The sequence below is a fragment of the Salipaludibacillus sp. CF4.18 genome (genome assembly GCF_051262595.1).
GTDB lineage: Bacteria > Bacillota > Bacilli > Bacillales > Salisediminibacteriaceae > Salipaludibacillus > Salipaludibacillus neizhouensis.
In genome coordinates, this window is sequence record NZ_JBIMEV010000009.1 from 58186 (window position 1) to 79280 (window position 21095).

At 38.4% G+C, this 21095-nt stretch carries 17 protein-coding genes, 1 other RNA gene and 1 other annotated feature; of the genes, 2 read left to right on the plus strand and 16 right to left on the minus strand.

Features of this window, described 5'->3' with window-relative positions:
* The first annotated feature begins 162 nt into the window (after positions 1-162).
* Positions 163-1506: an AAA family ATPase gene (locus ACHABW_RS08275; protein ID WP_435754880.1), complete on the plus strand. Its 1344-nt coding sequence runs from the start codon at positions 163-165 to the stop codon at positions 1504-1506.
* A gap of 168 nt (positions 1507-1674) precedes the next feature.
* Positions 1675-2382 (plus strand): RsfA family transcriptional regulator, encoded by a 708-nt coding sequence (locus ACHABW_RS08280; RefSeq protein WP_435754929.1) that lies wholly within the window; start codon positions 1675-1677, stop codon positions 2380-2382.
* Positions 2383-2574: 192 nt separating this feature from the next.
* On the opposite strand, the gene ACHABW_RS08285 is transcribed toward ACHABW_RS08280, so the two are convergent.
* The 16 genes from ACHABW_RS08285 to ACHABW_RS08360 form a co-directional block, all read right to left on the minus strand.
* Complete coding sequence (locus ACHABW_RS08285; RefSeq protein WP_435754881.1) at positions 2575-3294, minus strand: LutC/YkgG family protein; 720 nt, start codon at positions 3292-3294, stop codon at positions 2575-2577.
* Positions 3294-4721 carry a LutB/LldF family L-lactate oxidation iron-sulfur protein gene (locus ACHABW_RS08290; protein WP_435754882.1) on the minus strand — a complete coding sequence of 476 codons (1428 nt, stop codon included), beginning with the start codon at positions 4719-4721 and terminating at the stop codon, positions 3294-3296. The genes ACHABW_RS08285 and ACHABW_RS08290 overlap by 1 nt, the downstream gene beginning before the upstream one ends.
* 11 nt (positions 4722-4732) lie before the next feature.
* Complete coding sequence (locus ACHABW_RS08295; protein WP_435754883.1) at positions 4733-5455, minus strand: (Fe-S)-binding protein; 723 nt, start codon at positions 5453-5455, stop codon at positions 4733-4735.
* Between the two features lie 696 nt (positions 5456-6151).
* Positions 6152-6346: non-coding RNA, 6S RNA (ssrS, locus tag ACHABW_RS08300), on the minus strand.
* A gap of 416 nt (positions 6347-6762) precedes the next feature.
* On the minus strand, positions 6763-8538 hold the full coding sequence (gene aspS, locus ACHABW_RS08305) for an aspartate--tRNA ligase (RefSeq protein ID WP_435754884.1): 1776 nt from the start codon (positions 8536-8538) through the stop codon (positions 6763-6765).
* A gap of 22 nt (positions 8539-8560) precedes the next feature.
* Positions 8561-9829 carry a histidine--tRNA ligase gene (gene hisS, locus ACHABW_RS08310; protein WP_435754885.1) on the minus strand — a complete coding sequence of 423 codons (1269 nt, stop codon included), beginning with the start codon at positions 9827-9829 and terminating at the stop codon, positions 8561-8563.
* A gap of 92 nt (positions 9830-9921) precedes the next feature.
* Positions 9922-10150 (minus strand) — a binding site (T-box leader).
* Positions 10151-10224: 74 nt separating this feature from the next.
* Positions 10225-10401, minus strand: a complete 177-nt coding sequence (locus ACHABW_RS08315) for a hypothetical protein (RefSeq protein ID WP_183040871.1) — start codon at positions 10399-10401, stop codon at positions 10225-10227.
* Between the two features lie 202 nt (positions 10402-10603).
* On the minus strand, positions 10604-11047 hold the full coding sequence (dtd, locus tag ACHABW_RS08320) for a D-aminoacyl-tRNA deacylase (RefSeq protein ID WP_435754886.1): 444 nt from the start codon (positions 11045-11047) through the stop codon (positions 10604-10606).
* 52 nt (positions 11048-11099) lie between these two features.
* Positions 11100-13283: a RelA/SpoT family protein gene (locus tag ACHABW_RS08325; RefSeq protein WP_110936789.1), complete on the minus strand. Its 2184-nt coding sequence runs from the start codon at positions 13281-13283 to the stop codon at positions 11100-11102.
* A 303-nt stretch (positions 13284-13586) separates the two neighbouring features.
* Positions 13587-14099, minus strand: a complete 513-nt coding sequence (locus tag ACHABW_RS08330; RefSeq protein WP_110936790.1) for an adenine phosphoribosyltransferase — start codon at positions 14097-14099, stop codon at positions 13587-13589.
* 64 nt (positions 14100-14163) lie between these two features.
* Positions 14164-16521, minus strand: a complete 2358-nt coding sequence (gene recJ / locus ACHABW_RS08335; RefSeq protein ID WP_435754887.1) for a single-stranded-DNA-specific exonuclease RecJ — start codon at positions 16519-16521, stop codon at positions 14164-14166.
* Between the two features lie 283 nt (positions 16522-16804).
* Positions 16805-17137, minus strand: a complete 333-nt coding sequence (locus ACHABW_RS08340) for a LapA family protein (protein WP_435754888.1) — start codon at positions 17135-17137, stop codon at positions 16805-16807.
* Between the two features lie 2 nt (positions 17138-17139).
* On the minus strand, positions 17140-18051 hold the full coding sequence (locus tag ACHABW_RS08345) for a cation diffusion facilitator family transporter (RefSeq protein WP_435754889.1): 912 nt from the start codon (positions 18049-18051) through the stop codon (positions 17140-17142).
* A 300-nt stretch (positions 18052-18351) separates the two neighbouring features.
* Positions 18352-19281, minus strand: a complete 930-nt coding sequence (secF, locus tag ACHABW_RS08350; RefSeq protein WP_435754890.1) for a protein translocase subunit SecF — start codon at positions 19279-19281, stop codon at positions 18352-18354.
* Positions 19271-20599: a protein translocase subunit SecD gene (gene secD / locus ACHABW_RS08355; RefSeq protein ID WP_435754891.1), complete on the minus strand. Its 1329-nt coding sequence runs from the start codon at positions 20597-20599 to the stop codon at positions 19271-19273. The genes secF and secD overlap by 11 nt, the downstream gene beginning before the upstream one ends.
* Positions 20600-20779: 180 nt before the next feature.
* Positions 20780-21070, minus strand: a complete 291-nt coding sequence (locus ACHABW_RS08360) for a post-transcriptional regulator (protein ID WP_435754892.1) — start codon at positions 21068-21070, stop codon at positions 20780-20782.
* Between the last annotated feature and the right edge of the window lie 25 nt (positions 21071-21095).

A 21095-nucleotide genomic window follows, 5' to 3' on the forward strand; every position in this document is an offset into this window, starting at 1 on the left:
TACTTCATTTAACCTCTTGCATTCTATCGGTAAATGCTAAATAGTGCAATGAAATCCAGCTCAAATAATAAAAATAGAATTTCAGCTCAAGATTCATCGCCTGAACGAGACATCTTACTGATTAATTTTATACATCATAATCCTTAAAAAGGTGGTATACAAATGGATTTATTTCATTATCCTAACAACGATCAACCAAAGGGTCCTTTAGCTTCCCGAATGAGGCCGAGGTCACTTCAAGAGGTCATTGGGCAAGAAGACATCATTGGGCAGGGCACTTTATTGAGAAGAGCGATTGAAGCTGATCGTCTCACACCCATGATTTTTCACGGTCCTCCCGGCACTGGGAAAACAACACTGGCAAGAGTTATTGCTAACACTACTTCGGCCCGATTTGAACAGTTGAATGCTGTACAGTCTGGCATTAAAGATGTCAGGGAAATTGTCCAACAGGCAAAAGACCGACTCAAATTTGAACAAACAAAAACTGTCTTATTTATTGATGAAATCCATCGTTTTAATAAAGGACAACAAGACTCTTTATTGCCCTTTGTTGAGGATGGAACAGTCATTTTAATCGGAGCCACAACAGAAAACCCGATGTTTGAAGTCAATCCTGCTCTTATTTCACGTTCCCGTCTATTTCGACTCCATTCTCTGACAAATGAAGAAGTAGGTCGCGTCATCGATCAAGCTCTGGAAGATAAAGAAAGAGGATTTGGAAATTATACGATCCACATTGATGAAGAGGCTTCTACTCACATTATTGATATCGCAAATGGTGACGCAAGAACTGCTTTAAATGCGATTGAATTAGCTGTTTTGACAACGGACCCAAATGAAGAAAATATCATTAAAATTGACCTCAACACTGCAGAAGCATCTATTCAAAAAAGGATGATTCGTTATGATAAAGCTGGAGACAACCATTACGACACTATTTCAGCTTTTATAAAAAGCATCCGCGGTTCAGATCCCGACGCAACTTTGTATTGGTTAGCAAAAATGATCTATGCAGGAGAAGATGCGCGTTTTATTGCTAGAAGATTATATGTACATGCAGCAGAGGATGTTGGACTTGCAGATCCTAACGCACTATTAATTGCTGAAGCTGCCTTTCATGCAGTGGAGTTTATCGGAATGCCTGAAGCGAGGATTCCGTTAGCTGAAGCAGCACTTTACTTAGCAACAGCACCTAAGAGTAATGCCGTAATTAAGGGGATTGACGATGCACTAAATGCTGTAGAAAAAGAAAAAGCTAGCGATATTCCTGTCCATTTACGTGATGCCCATTACAAAGGAGCATCTAAACTTGGGCATGGCGAAGGCTACTTATATCCTCATAATTATGAGAATCATTATGTCGTCCAACAATATCTTCCCGAACACCTTAAAAACCGAACATTTTACTCTCCATCCACGAACGGATATGAAAAAACAGTTCAGAAACGGTTGGATTACTTTTTACAAAGAAAAGAAAATAGTTTTATAAGAAAAGAGAAATAATTGTAATCAAGATCGCTATTTCTAGGTACTAATCGATTGTCTCTTTATCTTAATAATTTTCCATCTTATGTATTACGCAAACTTATTTTATCTCGTTAGTATACTTTCATCCTTCATTGACCATGTTAATAGAAAAGAAAGAAGATTAGTAAGAAAGGAATGAAAATGATGAAAGTTAGACAAGATGCATGGTCACATGAGGACGATTTATTATTAGCAGAAACAGTTTTACGGCACATAAGAGAAGGTAGTACGCAACTAAATGCGTTTGAGGAAGTTGGAGATGCGTTAAATCGAACGTCCGCTGCATGCGGTTTCCGATGGAATGCAGTTGTAAGAGATAAATATGATGATGCAATTAAACTAGCAAAGAAACACCGCAAACAAAAAAAACGCCAGATGGCGCAGGATTCCAAGCCACAAGTCCAAAAAGGATTCGATCAGGATATGGAGCCCTCCTATTCGTTTGTGGAAGAGTTCAACAAACATCAATCTCAAGAGTTTTCTCAAGAGTTCGAATTACCTCAGCGTGCGGAACTTCCACTCCCACGTACTAAAAGTGTACAAAGCAAACCAGAACGTGAACTCAGCTTAGACGAAGTTATCGTGTTTTTGCGGTCTATGAAAGGATCTGGATCTAAAGCAACGCTTTTAGAGCAAGAAAATACAGATCTTAAGAATAAAGTGAATACGCTGGAACAAGCATATTCACAATTGAAGCAGCAACATCTAGCAATACAGGAAGATTACCAATCCATTATTCAAATTATGGACCGCGCAAGAAGAATGGCGGTACTTGAGGAAGAATCTGTTGACAGATCGGCGGCTGCTTTCAGAATGGATAAAAACGGAAACCTGGAAAAAGTAGCGAAATAACATATTTTATTAGATAGAAAGTGAGAATCCCTGAAGATAATCAGCGATTCTCACAAATAATCTATCGACTAACCAAGGCTAGAAAACGTAAGCGCTAGATTTTAGCGCTTTTTTTGTTTTGATTTTCTAACTGTTTTTCTTTCAGATATATTGACTAGTATCTTTGATAGTAATCAATTGCGATTATCATTATTACATATCATCGATAACAATATATGTTACCTCAACAGGTCCATGTACTCCAACAACGAGCCTTAACTCGATATCTGCCGAGTTACTTGGTCCAGAAATGAAATTAATACAGGAAGGCGTTCTACCTTCATTTTTGGAGATTTCATGAATTTTTTCTGAAGCTTGTGTCATTCTTGGTACTATTGTACTTTTAGGGATAATCGCCAGATGCTTTTGTGGTAATAAGCTAACGGATCTGGCTTTTCCACTATCACTCAGTAAAACAACCGTTCCGGATTCCGCTAATGTAATATCGGAAAATGTAATGCCTATATTTGCTCTTTCAGCAATTTCGATATTTTTTTTACCAAGATCACTTTTCCATTCATGAACAGATATACCCTCCTCTTTTTCCTGAGTGAGTGCAGCCGTCAATCCATATGTTTCAAACCGAGAGTCATCCCAATAAACAATTGATGCTCCTCCCAACTTTTGGATCACTTCATGAAAGATTTCTTCTAGTTCATTCATTTTTGTCACAACTACATTCGCATGAATTTTCTCGCATTGGATGACAAATTGGGCTAACAGCTCATCCATACTTAAACCTTTGAACACATCATACTGTGGCGCTTTTTTCCAGGCAGGAAGTTCCACTTCTTCTGTCTGCCTTTTTCTTCCTAGCTGATTTGCAATTTTATCTAGAAACTTGTCCTGATTTTGAATGGTTCCTGTTGCCATTAGTCATTACCACCTTTCTCGCGATTGTTATACCATTTTCTAAATGACTGACCTGTGGACTTTGGTAAATTACGAATATCCGTCCATAATTTAATCGGTCCAGCCCCTTTACCATCGCCATCTTTACCAGCAATAGTATTAATAAATGTGGGTGCGCCTTTTATGCCCATTTGATAAAGACTAGGTGTACTTGCACCAAAAGCATATCCTTTCATCGCCAATTTTTCTCCGAACGACGATTTGCCTTCTTGTTCCACAATAATACGACGGTGCTCCACTAATTGCTCGTGCAATGGAATTTTTACTGGACAAGCATCGGTACAAGCAGCACATAGAGAAGAAGCAAAAGGAAGCTCTTTATAATCTTCATACCCCTCTAATAATGGAGTTAATACTGCTCCTATTGGACCTGGATAGATTGAGCCGTAAGAGTGGCCACCTACGTGTCTGTAAACAGGACAAACGTTAATACAGGCTGCGCATCGAATACACTGCAATGCTGACTGGAATTTAGTACCTAATATTTTTGATCTGCCATTATCAACAATGACCACGTGAAATTCTTCCGGACCATCTACATCTCCTTGCTCTTTTGTTGCCGTTAATCCCGTAATGTAACTCGTCAATTTTTGTCCGACTGCACTGCGGCAAAGCATCGTAACAAGAATATCAAGCTCCTTCCAAGTAGGAACGATTCTCTCCATACCCATCACCGTAATCTGTGTTTCCGGTAACGTAGTCGCTAACCTTGCATTGCCCTCATTTGTTACAAGGGAAACACTTCCGGATTCGGCTACAGCAAAATTACATCCAGTAATTCCCACTTCGGCTGCTAAGAAATCTTTTCTTAGTTCCTGACGTGCAAACTTTGCCAATTCATCCGGATCGGAAGTTTTATCATATTGTCTTTTCTTATTAAATGTTTCTCTAATTTGTTCTTTGTTTTTATGAAGAGCAGGTACAACGATATGTGAGGGTGGATCATGATCATCCAATTGTAAAATCCACTCTCCAAGATCAGATTCCACCACATTACAACCGATTTCTTCCAATGCTTCGTTCATGCCAATCTCTTCCGTGACCATTGATTTTGATTTGACGATGTTTTTTGCATTCTTTTTTTTGACGACAGATGTAATGTAATCATTCGCTTCTTCAGCATTTTCCGCAAAAAATACATGTCCTCCTTGCTTAGCAACATTCCGAGCAAACTGTTCCAAATAATAATCCAAATTTTCAAGCGTGTGCTGTCTAATCTCTTCCGACAGGTCTCGCCAGTCTTCCCAATTCCCCAATTCTTCCGTCACTTCTATTTTCCGCCCCTCAAGACGGCTTTGTGCCTCCGAAACGGCTTTTCGCATAAATGTATCTTTAATACCTTTATCAACCCTATCAAAAAACTTTTCATTACTAATCTTCACACCCATATAATCACCTCTTATTTTTGACTATTTAAAATTTCCGCAATGTGCATAACTTTCACTGACTTCCCTTGTCGGTCAATTCTCCCACCAATATTCATTAAACAACCTAAATCAGCACCAATTAATATATCTGCATTTGTTTCTTCGATGTGCTGCACCTTCTCATCTACCATTTGTTCTGAAATAGGCAACATTTTTACGCTGAATGTTCCACCAAATCCGCAACATTGCTGTTTATTAGGTAATTCCGTGAAGTTTAACCCCTTTACATTTTTCAACAGTTTCATCGGAGCTTCCCTCTCTCCAAGCAAACGAGTCATATGACAGGAGGTATGGTAAGTCACATTCCCTTCAAATTCTGCTCCTACGTCTTCTACTTCCAGGACATTCACAATAAATTGGGTAAGTTCATACGATTTATCAGCCATTTTTTTTGCTCTGCCAATCCATTCAGGATCATCTTCAAACAGATGCGGGTATTCTTTGAGCATCGCAACACAGGAACCAGACGGAGAGACAATATAATCTGCATGCTCAAATGTTCGGATCATGTGCATTGCGACATCTCTCGTCTCTCTGTGAAAGCCACTATTATACGCTGGCTGACCACAGCAAGTTTGATTTTTTGGAAAATCTATTTCACAACCTAAACGTTCTAATACTTCAACAGTACTTCTCCCGACATCAGCCGGGTAAGCAGCATCCGCTAGACAGGTTAAAAACAATGAAACTTTCATAATAGTTTTCCCTCCTCAACACCAGTCATAAGGTCATCTGATGACTGGTTATAAATAAGTACTTCTAATTATATATTTTAACGTATCTTCGGGGTGAAATGACAGCGTTTTATAAAAATACTTGAATAATCGTAAATTAATTTAGTTTATTTGAGGTATGATATGTAAATTGAAATTTAGATCTTTTGAGGCTTTTAGTCATTCATTTCAGCGTCTTATCTACGTTCATTTGAGGCGCTTTTTACTTCATTTCAGCATCTTATCCATTCATTTGACGCACTCTCACGCTCATTTCAGCGCATAATACGTTCAATTCATGCTCTCAACTTCATTTCAGCATCTTACCCATTCATTTGAAGCGCTCTCCCGCTCATTTCAATGCCTTATACGTTCAATTCACGCTCTCAACTTCGTTTCGGCGTCTTATCCATTCATTTGACACGCTCTCCCGTTCATTTCAACGCCTTATACGTTCAATTCACGCTCTCAACTCCATTTCGGCGTCTTATCCATTCATTTGACGCGCTCTTCCGTTCATTTCAACGCCTTATACGTTCAATTCATCGTCTTTTCCACTCAATTCAGTCCGCTGATTACAATCTCTGCCGACAACTCTATTCCAAGAGACAACACAAGATTCAACACAAAAACGAAAAAAAAACACCTATAAAGGTGTTTTAATTATATTAGAATATTAAGAGTCCCGTGTTTGCCGTAAAAATACCTTATTTTGAACCTGCAATAGCAGGTGGGTGTCGTGTTCGTTAATTCTAGCTTCCTCTAAGTTATTACATAAGTATGAGGCATGCTATTATTAGCGAAACAGAAAACTCCCAAGGTCGAAGTGTTGGCTCAAAATGAAAAGTTGTTACACGTACAACATAGGACCCTTAAACTTGTTATCAGCTGTTAATCTAATTATACAAAATCTAAGGTTAACAATCAACTGGTAATAAATGATAACTTTATCTCTTCATTCACTTATTAACCACTTAGTTATTGCAATTCCCTATTCTTAAAAAACATAAACTTATACTTTCAAGTAGCGAGATATTTAATTTGTTAACGCAAGTATAGCACAGGTTTTTATTTCATGTAAAGAGCTATATTTGTAGTTTTTATTCAACATATATTTTAACTATTAACTTATTTCAGAGTGGTCTTTCGCAACCATCACTTAAGTATCAAGGGTGGGTTTCCCTTGATACTTGTGGCGTAAAGATAGCTGCTAAATTTATAAATTCTTATCTTTTAAAAAAAGATGACTCAATGAAGGCCATAAACCTTTTGAGTCATCCTTTTTCAAGCTATTCTTTCTTCTTTTGAATCGACAAGTTTAAATCATTTAATTGTGCTTCTGAAACTCCGCTCGGTGCATTCGTTAAAAGGCAACTTGCACTAGCTGTTTTAGGGAAGGCGATTGTTTCCCGCAAATTCGTTCTTTCAGCTAAAATCATTACTAATCGGTCGAGGCCTAATGCAATACCTCCGTGTGGCGGTGTACCATATTCAAAAGCATCTAACAGAAAGCCGAATTGACTAATGGCTTCTTCTTCGGAAAAACCAAGTGCTTTAAACATTTTTTCCTGGAGCTCCCTTTCAAAAATACGCTGAGAACCTCCACCTAATTCATACCCGTTTAACACAAGGTCATATGCTTCTGCTCTGACTTCCTCAGGAGCTGTATCAAGCTTTGACTCATCTTCTGCAAGCGGACGAGTAAACGGATGGTGTTCAGCAGTATAACGGCCTGCATCTTCATCATAAGATAATAACGGGAATTCCGTTACCCAAAGGAAATTAAATTCTTTTGAATCCACTAGGTTTAAATCTTTTGCAAATTTGATTCTTAAAGCCCCTAATGCATCCCAAGCTACGCGTTTTTTATCAGCTACGAAAAACAGGACATCTCCAGCTTCGGCTTCAAATGACTTGATTAGACCAGCAGCACTTTCTTCACCGAAGAATTTAGCGATAGGACCTTTTAGTGTTTGACCTTCTTCGATTTTCAGCCACGCTAAGCCTTTCGCGCCATAAATTTCAGCAACGGCGCTTAGTCCGTCTAAGTCTTTACGTGAATAATCATCAGCGATACCCTTGACACATATTCCTTTGACAACTCCACCATTATTTACAGTACTCGCAAATACTTTGAAGTCACTTTCCAGCATTTGTTCTGATACATCAACAAGTTCCATACCATAACGAGTGTCCGGCTTATCCGATCCGAAACGGTTCATTGCTTCTTGATAGGTTAGTCTAGGGAATGTTTTAACAACATCTACACCCTTAAGTTCCTTTAAGAGGCGAACCATCATCTCTTCCATCATCGTAATTAATTCTTCTTTACTCATAAATGATGCTTCAATGTCGACTTGTGTAAATTCAGGCTGACGATCTGCACGCAAATCTTCGTCGCGGAAACATCTGGCAATTTGATAATAGCGTTCAAAACCTGAGACCATCAATAATTGCTTAAATAATTGTGGAGACTGCGGTAAAGCATAAAACTCTCCATGATGAACGCGTGAAGGAACTAAGTAATCACGAGCACCCTCTGGTGTACTTTTAGTAAGCATTGGTGTTTCGATTTCCATAAATTGTTTTTCATCTAAAATGTCACGAATCAATTTGCTTGTTTTATATCTTAATTGCATCGTATTAAACATTTTCGGGCGTCGTAAATCCAAATAACGGTATTTTAATCTAACATCTTCCGAAACTTCAACATCGTCATCAATAGTAAAAGGCAATCCCTTTGAAGCATTTAATATTTTAATATCATCTACCATAACTTCAATCGTACCAGTAGGGATTTTAACATTCACAGTGGACTCTTCTCGAGCGACAACCGTACCTTCAACGTGAATAACATACTCACTTCTAATTTTCTCGGCAACTTCCAAAGCTTCCGGAAAATTCTCTCCATTAAACACGATTTGAACAATACCGGAACGATCTCGTAAATCCACGAATATAACCTGTCCTAAATCACGGCGAGTCTTTACCCATCCCTGAAGTTTTACCTTTTCTCCAATTAATCCTTCTAATAATTCTCCACATAAATGTGTACGTTCAGTCACTGTCATACCCCTCTCTTATATCCTATCTTTGACTAATTATCCATTCAGCTATTTCTTTTAACGGCACTTGTTTTTGTTCGCCAGTTGCCATCTCTTTAACCATAATACTTTCTTCTGCTAATTCATCGTCACCTAATAAAAGGACAAATTTAGCCTTTTGTCTGTCGGCAGCTTTCATTTGAGCCTTCATTTTTTTCCCCATATAGTCACCATCAACAGCTAAACCTTTACTTCTCAGTCCGTGTAATAACTTTGGACTAACAGCGTTAGCTTGCTCCCCCATCGTAACAAGGTAAGCATCTAATCCTTCCTCAATGGGTAATGAAATCTCTTGTACTTCAAGGGCCATTAATAATCGCTCTATACTTAAAGCAAAGCCTATTCCAGGAGTAGTTGGTCCACCGATATCCTCCACTAAACCGTTGTAACGACCTCCACCACATAGTGTGGTAATCGCACCAAATCCTTCACCATCTATCATAATTTCAAATGCAGTATTGTTGTAGTAATCTAATCCTCTTACTAACGTAGGATCCACTTCGAATCTAATATCCATATCCGCCAAGTACTGTTGGACTAATTTAAAGTAATTGGTTGAATCTTCATTTAAGTAGTCCAGAATAGATGGCGCTGTTGCCATTAATTCATGATCATTGTCTTGTTTACAGTCAAGAATTCGTAATGGATTTTTTTCTAAACGCTGCTGACAATCCGCGCAGAACTCCGAAATTCTCGGTTCAAAGTGTTCGATAAGTGCATTCCGGTGATTATTACGACTTTCCTTGTCACCAAGACTATTCACAACAAGCTTTAGATTACTCAAGCCTAATTCACGGTAAAAATCCATCGATAAACCAATTACTTCTGCATCAACGGCAGGATCTGCACTTCCCATTGCCTCAACACCAAATTGAACAAATTGACGCATTCTGCCTGATTGTGGACGTTCATAGCGGAACATTGGTCCGACATAATAAAGCTTCACTGGTTGGTCTGCCCAGCCGTGCATTTTATTTTCTACAAATGATCGAACTGTGGATGCTGTCCCTTCTGGCCGTAATGTTAAGCTTCTCCCACCTCGGTCATCAAAAGTATACATCTCTTTTTGAACAATATCGGTTGTATCTCCGACACCACGTGCAAACAGTTCTGTCTGTTCAAAAACAGGTGTACGAATTTCTTTGTAATTGTACCTGTTACACAAATCGTGGATTTTCTGTTCAATAAATTGCCATTTACGTGATTGCTCTGGCAAAATATCCTGAGTTCCCCTGGGAATTCTATAATTCATACTCGTTTCTCCTCCTGCCTAATTTAAATTGTATTATGTAAAAACCTGGAAACCTTTTTCACCAAAACAAAAAACCCCCATCCCTGAACTTTGTCAGGGACGAGAGTTTTTCCCGTGGTACCACCCTAGTTGAAGCAACTTTTTTGCTCCCGCTTAATCAGATAACGTCCGATAACGATTTTTCCTAATAAGAAGTCAACTTTTCAGAAAAATACCTAAGGAGTGTTCCTTCGTAAAGTTTCAAAGAAATGCTTCCAGCCTTAGGCATTTCATCTCTGTAATTGAAATCTCTTTACTACTTTGCTCCCTCAATGGTGTATATATAATTTCGTCAATTTTAATCTATCATACGAATACTTTCAAAGCATGTCAACCTTTATCGAAAGTTTTCAATATTAATTTCTTTCAAGTCGTTTTTTTAAAGAACGAACACCTCGGTTTGATGGTCCGAATTCAGTTGCCATTTCATACGCCGAATGAATATCATCCGCTTCAACAAAACGATGTAAATCGGTATGTATTAATCGATTTGCAGTTAGCGCCTTGTTTTGGTGAGAGTAACCAGACCTCATCGTGTATACCTCCTCTTTTTTCTCAGTTTGCCCAAAAAAAAGAGGATAATACACCACGCAACGATTAAATTGTATAGATTGTTTTCTATGAAATAGTTGCTGTTAATGATGTTCCTCGAATTCGCTCCTAGCGGTCACCTTTCACTTCTTCCAGTTCCACTTACTAAGAAAGGCCGGTTTTATCCGTAAGTAATCACCCTTACTATTTACTTTCTACAATTAACGTAATAGGCCCGTGATTTAGGAGGCTAACGTTCATCATTTCGCCAAAGATTCCCGTCTCAACTTGCAAATCGTGTTCACTTTGCAGGCGTTCATTAAAGAAATCATACAATTCTTTTGCTTGTACAGGTTTTGCTGCGGCCATGAAGTTAGGTCTTCTTCCTTTTCGACTGTCACCGTAGAGCGTAAATTGAGAAATAGAAAGAACTTGTCCTTCGACTTCTTGAATGGATAAATTGAGTTTTCCATGCTCATCCTCAAAAAGTCTAAGTTTAGCAATTTTGTCTGCAACATAATAAGCATCTTCTTTTGTGTCATCATGAGTCACAGCAACGAGTAGAACATATCCATGATTAATCGCCCCTGTCACCTCATCATTAACGGTGACATTTGCTTTTAACGATCGCTGAACGACAACACGCATTTGACAAATCTCCTTCTATCCATGGCTATCCCTAAAATTTAAAACAACCGACCTAGTGCATAATTCTGCGCACCGAGTAAATATCCGAAATACTCTTGATGCGGTCTACAACACGTTGCAAATGAGCGATGTTTTGAATGGAAATTGTCATGTTTATAGTAGCCATTTTATTTTTATCTGATTTTCCAGCCACGGCATTGATATTTGTTTTCGTTTCTGCCACAGCCTGTAAAACATCGTTCAAAAGCGCCCGTCTGTCATAACCGGAAATCTCAATATCGACATTGTAATTTTTTTGCTTGTCTTGCCCTTGTTCCCACTCTACTTCTAGTAGTCGTGTATCGCTTTTTTCCATGGTTATATTTGGACAGTCCCTGCGGTGAATGGAGACTCCTCTGCCTTTTGTAATGTACCCAACGATGTCATCACCGGGTACGGGATTACAGCATCGGGACAATCGAATGAGCAGATTGTCGACTCCTTTTACTGAAACACCGGTACTTGTTTTCGCACGCTTTTTTTCAACAGGTTTGATGTCCTCTACAGCTTCGGATATTGATTGAGCATCAAGGCTTTCATCCAGCTTTTTACGAATATTATCTGTCAATCTCGTTACAATTTGAGCAGCTGTAATACCGTTATAACCAACAGCAGCATACATGTCTTCTTCCGTAGTGAAACTGAATTTATCTGCAACCCGGTCTATATTTTCATTCGTTAGGACTTCTTTAATCTTAAAGCCCTTGCGTTCAATTTCTTTTTCTACTTGATCCTTACCTTTTTCGACATTTTCTTCTCTACGCTCTTTTTTAAACCATTGTCGAATTTTATTTTTTGCATGTGAGCTTTGAGTAATTTTTATCCAATCCTGACTCGGACCGTACGAATGCTTTGATGTCAAAATATCTATGATGTCACCCGTCTTAAGTTGATGATCAAGCGGAACCATTTTCCCGTTTACTTTTGCTCCTATACAACGATTACCTACTTCTGTATGTATACGGAACGCAAAATCCAAAGGAACAGAACCTTTTGGTAATTCAATAACATCCCCTTTTGGTGAGAACACAAACACCATATCAGAGAAAAGATCTATTTTTAAGGATTCCATAAATTCTTGAGCGTCATTTGCATCATTTTGCCATTCTAAAATTTGGCGGAACCATGACATTTTTGTCTCTAGAGCATTTGAGTCACTGACTGTTTTGCCTTCTTTATAAGCCCAATGTGCAGCCACACCAAATTCGGCCACTTTATGCATGTCCTCTGAACGAATTTGTACTTCAAGAGGGTCACCCTTTGGTCCAATAACCGTTGTATGAAGAGATTGATACATATTCGCTTTTGGCATAGCGATATAATCTTTAAATCTTCCTGGCATTGGTTTCCATAAAGTATGAATGGTTCCGAGTACAGCATAACAGTCTTTAATGCTGCTAACTACGATACGGACTGCTAGCAAGTCATAGATTTCATTGAACTGTTTGTTCTGCAGGACCATCTTACGGTAAATACTATAAATGTGTTTTGCTCGGCCATGTATTTCAGCCTCCACGTTCATATTACCCAACTTTTCGAGAATATCGTCTGTGACCTCTCCTATATAATCTTCACGCTCGGCACGTTTCTTTTTCATGAGGTTAACGATTCGATAGTATTGCTGGGGATTCAAGTAGCGTAAAGCAGTATCCTCCAGCTCCCATTTAACCGTTGATATCCCTAATCTATGAGCTAACGGCGCAAAGATTTCCAGCGTTTCGTTTGCTATTCTTCGTTGTTTTTCAGGTGGCAAATGCTTAAGTGTTCTCATATTATGCAGTCGATCAGCTAGTTTAATTAAAATCACACGTATATCCCTTGCCATTGCCACAAACATTTTCCGGTGATTTTCCGCTTGCTGTTCTTCCTTGGATTTGTACTTTATCTTACCTAGTTTCGTTACGCCATCGACTAACATAGCAATTTCTTCACCGAATTGTTTTTTCAGGTCATCGAGTGTTACATCAGTATCCTCAACCACATCATGAAGAAAAGCAGCCGCTACTGTGTTGGGATCCATACCAAGTTCTACAAGAATGCCCGCTACCTGAACAGGATGCCATATATATGGCTCTCCAGATCTACGGTATTGTTCACGGTGAGCATGCTCAGCCACTTCATAGGCCTCTCTTAACAGCGCTACTTCCTTCTCAGGTAAATATTCACTTGCTTTTTCTAATACTTGTTCGCTAGTCATGGAATCACCTTAAATTTCCTCTTAATTTCGGTTTATAAACCTATTTATATTATGTAACAAGTGGATGTATTTCTCTTTATTATCACCATTTATCTAACGTTTGTAAAGAAACGAGAAATTTGTCGAATCCGTTTATAAAAAAAGTCCCTTCCGTAGAAAAGACTTTCAATCAGCATAACATATTATGAAACAAAAAAGCAGTGAATTTGCAAACCAAATTTAGAAAAACAGCCTAACCGTCATTCTTTCTTCTTTATTTTGCAATGAAATGAGGAGTGTCAGCACAGACACTCCCTTTTAATATTAATAACTCATAAGTGTAAATACGTCATATTTCCCTAGCTTATTTCGACCGTCTAAATAGGTCAATTCAATCATAAATGCTATTCCAACGACAATTCCGCCGAGTTCCTCAACAATTTTTATTGTTGCTTCAATTGTTCCACCCGTTGCTAAAAGATCATCAGTAATAAGCACTTTCTGTCCTTTTTTAATGGAATCAACATGTATATTAAGGGAGTCTTTCCCATACTCCAAACCATAATCAACTCTGAGTACTTCGCGTGGAAGTTTGCCGGCTTTTCTCACTGGTACGAAACCGACTTCTAAAGCATAAGAAATTGGACAGCCTACTACAAACCCTCTTGCTTCAGGTCCTACAATCACATCTACCTCTTTATTTTTTGCGAAATCGGCCATTTCATCAATTGCCGCTTTATAGGCTTTTCCATCTTCCATAAGAGTAGTAATATCTTTGAAGCTAATTCCTTCTTTCGGATAATCTTTAACCTCAGTAATATATTTCTTATAATCCATTTGTGTTTCCTCCTAGTTATCCTTAAGTTCCATTCACATGTGTTTATAGCGATCATTCGATATATTAAACAGAGGCTAAGTGTTTATCCGCCAATGTACGATCGATCCATTGTTTCAAAGCTCTGTATGAGGAGTAGTATAGTTCATTTTCTATATCACTTTGTTCTAAATACTTTTGATAAGTAAATGATTCCGTTAAATCCTTTTTCTTAGGCTCTGCTTCGACCTCTACTATACCATTGCTTATTTTAACAAATTCTAACTCAAAAAACACCTGACACATAAACTTCACAGCTTTTTCGTTCCAACCTTTATATTTGGCGAGTTCTTGTCCGTTCTTTTTCAGGTCAAACTGTTTACGTTTCATTAAGAACGCATAAAGCCATTTAAATTGCTCTCTTGAAGGGATGGTCTCAAAAAAGTGATTTCCTTCATGAATAAATAATGCATACAGGTTTTCAAGAGATTCCAACCCGTTTAGACATTGTTTCATCTGGTTTAAAGTAGAAGGAAGGTCTAATAATAGAATATTTTTAGCACTTGATAATTCCGTTGTTTCCGGATCAGCTGCCGTCAATTGGACCACTTTCCAGTTATCAGGGATATTTTTTTCATATTTCAACGTTTCCTCTTGAAACATCACCACCGTGCATTCTTCCAAACCAAAAAGATTTTTATTTTGCCAAACTCGTTTATCCCCTCGAAAATCAAACATTTGCCATTCAGTAATTTTAACATCCTCAATCATAAATTGAGGCTTAATCGAACCATTCCATTCGTTGATTGATAGTTTACCAACAGTGGAGATTTTGGATAAAGGGGATATAGAATCGTGTAATGCTCCCATCCTGAATCCTATTCCATCTAATAGAGTTTTCTGATCTTCATCTTGAAAAGTCACTTTCAAATGGTCCTCGCTTGCCCCAATTTTCTTAATCATACTCATATGAACATCGCTTAACATTACTTTAGGTGCAGGATTTCCAATCCCAAAAGGTGCCATCTGCTGGAGATCATAAATTGCATTAACAGATACTTCTTTTAGTGAAATCGGAAGATCTACCGAAATACTTTTCTGCCAATCTGAATCAGCTACTGTATCTAAAGCAATTTGGCTTAATTTAGTTTTTAACCTATCGATATCTTCCATTTGCATTGTAAGACCAGCAGCCATAGGATGGCCACCGAAGTGAGGTAACCAATCGCGACATTGAGAAAGAGATTGGAACATATCAAAACCTTCGATACTTCTAGCTGATCCTTTGGCCAATCCTTTTTCTTCATCGTAGCTCAGTACAATAGTCGGTCGATAATACTTTTCTACTAATCTGCTAGCAACAATACCAATAACACCAGCGTTCCAACCTGCTTGTCCAACAATAATTACCGGTGGAAGACCACCTTCATATGCTTCTACTTGCTGTTCCGCTTCCAGCGCGATTTCTTTCACTATTTGCTGACGTTCTTTATTTAAGTCATCAATCATTTCTGCTAATTCTTCGGCTTCCATAGGATCCTCGGAAATTAGTAATTGTATAGCGGGATCTGCTGAATCCAATCTCCCAGCTGCATTTAATCGAGGTCCAATTATAAATCCTACTTGTTCTTCACTCATCTCCTGAGGGTTAGCACCAGCTCTTTCTAATAAAGCCTTTAATCCGGGTCTAAGCGAGGATGATAAAGAGTGAATGCCTTTCATAGCTAAATATCTATTTTCTCCTTTTAAAGCGACTAAATCTGCAATAGTGCCTATAGCTACTAAGTCGAAATACTCCTCGGGAATTCTTTCTAAAAGAGCATGAGCCACTTTAAACGCGACACCAACTCCCGCAAGATTTTCATTCGGATAACTACAGTCAGATCGCTTCGGATTCACAACTGCAAACCCATCAGGAATAACAGGTGGCGGTTCATGGTGATCGGTAATAATCAGATCAATATTTAACTCTTTTGCCACTTCCGCTTCATGTACGGCAGAAATCCCAGTATCAACGGTAATAATTAAGGTCACTTCTTCTTCGGCAGCATGTCTAAAAGCCTGTTCGTTTGGTCCGTATCCTTCTGTAAAACGATTAGGTACATAAAAACCAACATTTGCTCCTAGTTGTATTAGTGTCATATACATAAGAGATGTACTCGTCACACCATCCGCATCATAATCACCAAAAACAAGAATTCTTTCTTGAGAATCTATACCCTGACGAATTCTATCAATCGCTTTTTTCATATCTTTCAGTAAATATGGATCGTGAATTGCCTCGTTATTCATATGTAAAAAAGCATCAACTTCATCTTTTGTAGTCATTCCTCGTTGCACCAAAAATCTAGTTGCAATCATAGATAACCCTATTTGTTCAGAAAACTGAGCTACCTGCTGTTCATCAATATCTTTAATTTTCCAATTAGCCTTTGAATGAAGCATAAAAAAACCTCCCCTGACCCACTCATTATACATAAGGTCAGAAGAGGGGGCAATATAATAAAAACGCGTAGTGTCATTTATTAAATACAGCGTGATCTTTCGTCACCCCCGAGTAGCAAGAATAAGCTTCGGATTGTCTCGATGGATGCGGCCGCGAGCATCCTCCGTATGAAGTATTTCGAATATTAATCTAGAAACTGGTGAAATAAAATAGCACCTTATTCCAGAAAAACACTCAAGAAATTATCCCTGGTGGTTCTGGAAAAAGGTACTATTTTTGCTCTTATTTTTTTGACTTGCTGCGTGATGGGATTGTTTGGTCATCAGATTCTTCAGAAACCTCGTTATTTTTCGCCTCAAGTGAATCAGATGAAGTCTTTGCTTGATTTTTAAGACGCTTTATTTCTGATTGGAGTCTATACATCTTGAAAATTCCTACAGAACCAACGATTAATCCTCCCATCAAAACAGAGGCAATAATGACAATGACAAGTGGCCACTCAGTCTGACCAAGAAAACCAAAGTTAACTTGAACTGGATCCACATTTAAAACGGCAAAAATTGCTATAATTAAAATAAAAATAATACTTGTAATCAATCCCCATTGACCTTTCATGTTTACTCACTCTCCTCTTTAGAATATGGGTTTACATGGACTCTTACGTCTTGAACATATCCATCTTCCATAAGCTCTCCCTTTACTTCTTTACCAATTGAATGGCCTTCTTCTACAGTAATCTCAGGGTCAACAGCTATTTTAATATCGACAATGACGTAATGTCCGTGCTCCCTTGCCAGTAATTCATGTACTAAAAAAACACCTTTCACAGCACTAGCTTTTTCGAACATTTCTTGTGTGTCTTCATCATGAAGAACGTGGTCTAATGTATTATGAATGGCCTCGCTGCCAAGTTTCCATCCCATTTTAATAATGAGTAAAGAAACAAATATACCGGCTACAGGATCTGCGTAAACTAGCCATTCAATATCTAAACTTCCCCCAAAAATAGCAGCACCTATTCCAATTAAAGCCGCCACAGAGGAAATAGCGTCAGATCGGTGATGCCAAGCATCCGTTATTAAAGCATCACTCTTATACTTTTTACCCAATTTTATCTTATAACGAAACATCGCCTCTTTAACGACTATGGAAAATACCACAGCATAAACGGCTATTATGCTTGGAACAAGTATTGGTTCAAAAAAAGAACGAATTGCTCCAATAGCAATTTCAAGCCCAACTATGAAAAGCAAAACTGCTACAATGATAGCCGTGACCGTCTCTGCTTTTCCATGTCCATAAGGGTGGTCACGATCAGGAGGGAGTTTTGCCGCACGAATCCCTATCAGGACTGCGACAGATCCAGCCACATCCGAAGCTGAATGCACAGCATCCGCAATTAAAGCCCGACTATCCGCAAAAACACCAATAATTCCCTTTAGTAATGCTAACACGATATTAGCAAAAATTCCTACCAATGCACCAAATCGGACTTTTTTATATCTTTCTTCCTGATAATCTTCATTCATGGCAACACATCCTATATACTCTGTCATATATATTACATGATTGGTTTTATCATACTTGTTTTATACTTCATTGCCAAATAAGAGGTAAAATATTTCCCGATTTTACTTTAAGAGGATGTTCAAAAAGGTAAAAACCTACCTTTTTGAACAAACTCTTTAATAGACTTATATTTAGCATGGCTTTTACGAAAACGAATAAATATTTTATTAAGCATAATGGTTTTTCAACTAAAGAACTGAACGAAAAGGATGCGCCTGAGATCCATTAGACCTCTAAACACATCCTTTTTCTGGCTAAACTCAACCCTCAGGTTCCAGCTCCATTTTTTTCTGTTTTTGTTTTTTCAGTTGCTTAGATTTCAACACTAACCAAATCTGGGCAGCAATATAGAGTGACGAGTACGTTCCCGCAACCAAACCCACTACCAGTGCAAAAGAAAAGGTTCTCAATCCTTCTCCACCAAGAACAAATAATGCAACGGCTGCAAAAACCACTGTAAGTACAGTGTTAATGGAGCGAGCTAATGTTTGAATTAGACTCTTATTAACAATCCTAGCGAGATCATCAAAGTCCTTCACTCGTTTTTCAAGACTCATATTTTCACGAATCCGGTCAAATGTAACAATGGTATCGTTAATCGAATACCCCACTATCGTGAGGACAGCAGCAATAAAAGGGATGTTGACCTCCATCTGAGTGATACTGAATACCACCAGAATAAATAACGCATCATGGAACAAAGCAATGATGGCAGAAATTCCATATAAAAACTGAAATCGAATTGTGATATATATAATGATCCCTAACGATGCAATTAATACAGAAATAATCGCATTTCTAGCTAGCTCTTCCCCAACCATCGGTGTCACTGTACTAATTGACGGCGTATTGCCGTAAATGTCTTCAAAGTGACCTTGCAGCTCCAAAGTTTCTTCTTGAGTTAAGCCACCAACAAATTTTGCCCGTGCAGTAGTACTGTCTTCACCAGCCAATCGAATGTCCTCTGGTTCGTATCCAGCATCTTCAAAGTGTGATTGAATTTCTTCTGTAGTAATTGTCTCATTCGCTAAAACATCCATGGTTGTCCCAGCTCTAAAATCGATCCCTAAATTCAAACCTAATGTTGCAAGAAGGATGATGCCTCCTAAAAGAAATATACTAGAAATCAGGAAAAACTTTTTACGATGCTTAACAAAATCAAGTTTAGATTCTTCGTGTTCAAAGTTCATTAATATCACGCTCCTTCACACCGAACAGGCGTGGCTTCTTGTTTAATATCCGACTGTTCACCCAAAGGCCTAATAGCAGTCTGGATCCAAAAACTGCTGTTAAGAAGCTCGTAAGAATACTTACGATAAGCATGACCGCAAATCCTTGAACAGCACTTGTCCCATAAACATACATCACACTAGCAGCAATAATTGTTGTAATATTAGCATCTAAAATAGTGGATAATGATCTTCGGCTACCTGCTTTGAATGCGCTTATCGCTGACTTTCCAGAGCGCAGTTCTTCCTTAATGCGTTCATAAGTAATAATGTTGGCATCAACAGCCATACCAACTCCTAAAATTAAGGCTGCAATTCCAGGCAGTGTCAGAACTGCGTTTAACCAATTAAATATAACTAAAACAACATAAATATATGCGGTTAACGTCAATACTGCGATACCACCCATAAAGCGATAGTAAAACAGCATATAAGCAAAGATCAAGGCAATACCAACTATTCCTGCATTTATTGCTTGCTCCATCGCGCGTTCACCAAGTGATGCACCAACAGAAGTCGAGTCAATTTCCTCCAACTCAACTGGTAATGCCCCCGCATTTAAAATTCCTGCCAGTTCATTCGCCGATTGAACAGTGAAATTCCCAGAAATTTCTACATCGCGGGATGGAATTGTCTCCCTGACTCTTGGTGCAGATATAATTTTAGATTCTTCTTCAGGTTTCATACTCTCCGTTGCATAGGAATCACCTTCTTCGTAATCAAGCCAAATGACTAAAAGATTTTCTCCCAAAGGACGATTGCTTATGTCTTGAGTAATTTCCCTGAACTTATTTGCATCTTCAACGGTTACTTGCACAACGGGCTCATTCGTATCAGCAGTGAAATTCTGACGGGCTCCACCTTCCACTAAATCCGATCCGTCCATCATTAATTCGTCATTTATATCACGAAATGATAGCCTTGCTTGTGTAGATAATAGCTCTCTGGCAGATGCTTGATCCTCAATACCCGCTAGTTGTACGCGAACTCTGTCGTCTCCTTCAATCGTTATACTCGGTTCAGAAACACCTAATACATCAATACGAGCATTTAAGGCACTTACCGTATCGCTTAAGAGCTCTCGATTAATTTCCGTACCTTCTCCACTTACTGGGGTCACTTCATATAAAACTTCAAAGCCACCTTGAAGATCAAGACCTAGGCTAATATCTTCAGCTTGATCCAAGGCATTCCATGCAATAAGCGCGCCAAAACCAATAACAATCGCAAAAAAAACAGCGATCAAACTTTTTTTGACACCTTTTCTTCTTTTCCCCATAAAGATATCCTCCTTCTTAAGCGAACATGACGATGCGACCCTAAAATTCATCAGGGTCGATATATCTATGTAAAAAATACAACGATCTTAAACTAATATTACTATTATAGCGAGATTAAAAAACACATGTCAATTACGGAGATATTGTTCTCAATATCTCCGTAGTAAATCCAATCTGAATCAGCTGAAATCAATTGGTTCTTCATTTTCAAACCACTCTGGACCTTTATAAGCTTCTATTGTTAACCAAGTCATATAATCATTTGCCTTTAAATGAAACAGTTCAGCAACCATCCAGTGCGAACGAACTGGCTCTGGGCGTTCTTTATTTTTTTCTAACTTTGTCAAAAAACATTCCCAGACCTCTTTTTCTGTGACCCGGTCATAACCTAGTATATGCCATTCCTCAGCCTTACTTTCTATCACAGGCTCAAGTTTAAGTTTCCAATATCCCCATTGCTCTTTTGTCATAATTGTTATCCTCCCAGTATATATC

What these genes read in the sequence shown, in the direction of transcription:
- ACHABW_RS08360 (WP_435754892.1), bottom strand. Translation starts at nt 21,070, where the DNA reads ATGACAAAAGAGCAATGGGGATATTGGAAACTTAAACTTGAGCCTGTG.
- recJ (WP_435754887.1), bottom strand. Translation starts at nt 16,521, where the DNA reads ATGCTTCATTCAAAGGCTAATTGGAAAATTAAAGATATTGATGAACAG.
- ACHABW_RS08285 (WP_435754881.1), bottom strand. Translation starts at nt 3,294, where the DNA reads ATGGCAACAGGAACCATTCAAAATCAGGACAAGTTTCTAGATAAAATT.
- ACHABW_RS08315 (WP_183040871.1), bottom strand. Translation starts at nt 10,401, where the DNA reads ATGAGGTCTGGTTACTCTCACCAAAACAAGGCGCTAACTGCAAATCGA.
- ACHABW_RS08325 (WP_110936789.1), bottom strand. Translation starts at nt 13,283, where the DNA reads ATGACTAGCGAACAAGTATTAGAAAAAGCAAGTGAATATTTACCTGAG.
- secD (WP_435754891.1), bottom strand. Translation starts at nt 20,599, where the DNA reads ATGGGGAAAAGAAGAAAAGGTGTCAAAAAAAGTTTGATCGCTGTTTTT.
- hisS (WP_435754885.1), bottom strand. Translation starts at nt 9,829, where the DNA reads ATGAATTATAGAATTCCCAGGGGAACTCAGGATATTTTGCCAGAGCAA.
- ACHABW_RS08330 (WP_110936790.1), bottom strand. Translation starts at nt 14,099, where the DNA reads ATGGATTATAAGAAATATATTACTGAGGTTAAAGATTATCCGAAAGAA.
- ACHABW_RS08345 (WP_435754889.1), bottom strand. Translation starts at nt 18,051, where the DNA reads ATGAATGAAGATTATCAGGAAGAAAGATATAAAAAAGTCCGATTTGGT.
- secF (WP_435754890.1), bottom strand. Translation starts at nt 19,281, where the DNA reads ATGAACTTTGAACACGAAGAATCTAAACTTGATTTTGTTAAGCATCGT.
- ACHABW_RS08295 (WP_435754883.1), bottom strand. Translation starts at nt 5,455, where the DNA reads ATGAAAGTTTCATTGTTTTTAACCTGTCTAGCGGATGCTGCTTACCCG.
- ACHABW_RS08275 (WP_435754880.1), top strand. Translation starts at nt 163, where the DNA reads ATGGATTTATTTCATTATCCTAACAACGATCAACCAAAGGGTCCTTTA.
- dtd (WP_435754886.1), bottom strand. Translation starts at nt 11,047, where the DNA reads ATGCGTGTTGTCGTTCAGCGATCGTTAAAAGCAAATGTCACCGTTAAT.
- ACHABW_RS08290 (WP_435754882.1), bottom strand. Translation starts at nt 4,721, where the DNA reads ATGGGTGTGAAGATTAGTAATGAAAAGTTTTTTGATAGGGTTGATAAA.
- ACHABW_RS08340 (WP_435754888.1), bottom strand. Translation starts at nt 17,137, where the DNA reads ATGAAAGGTCAATGGGGATTGATTACAAGTATTATTTTTATTTTAATT.
- ACHABW_RS08280 (WP_435754929.1), top strand. Translation starts at nt 1,675, where the DNA reads ATGAAAGTTAGACAAGATGCATGGTCACATGAGGACGATTTATTATTA.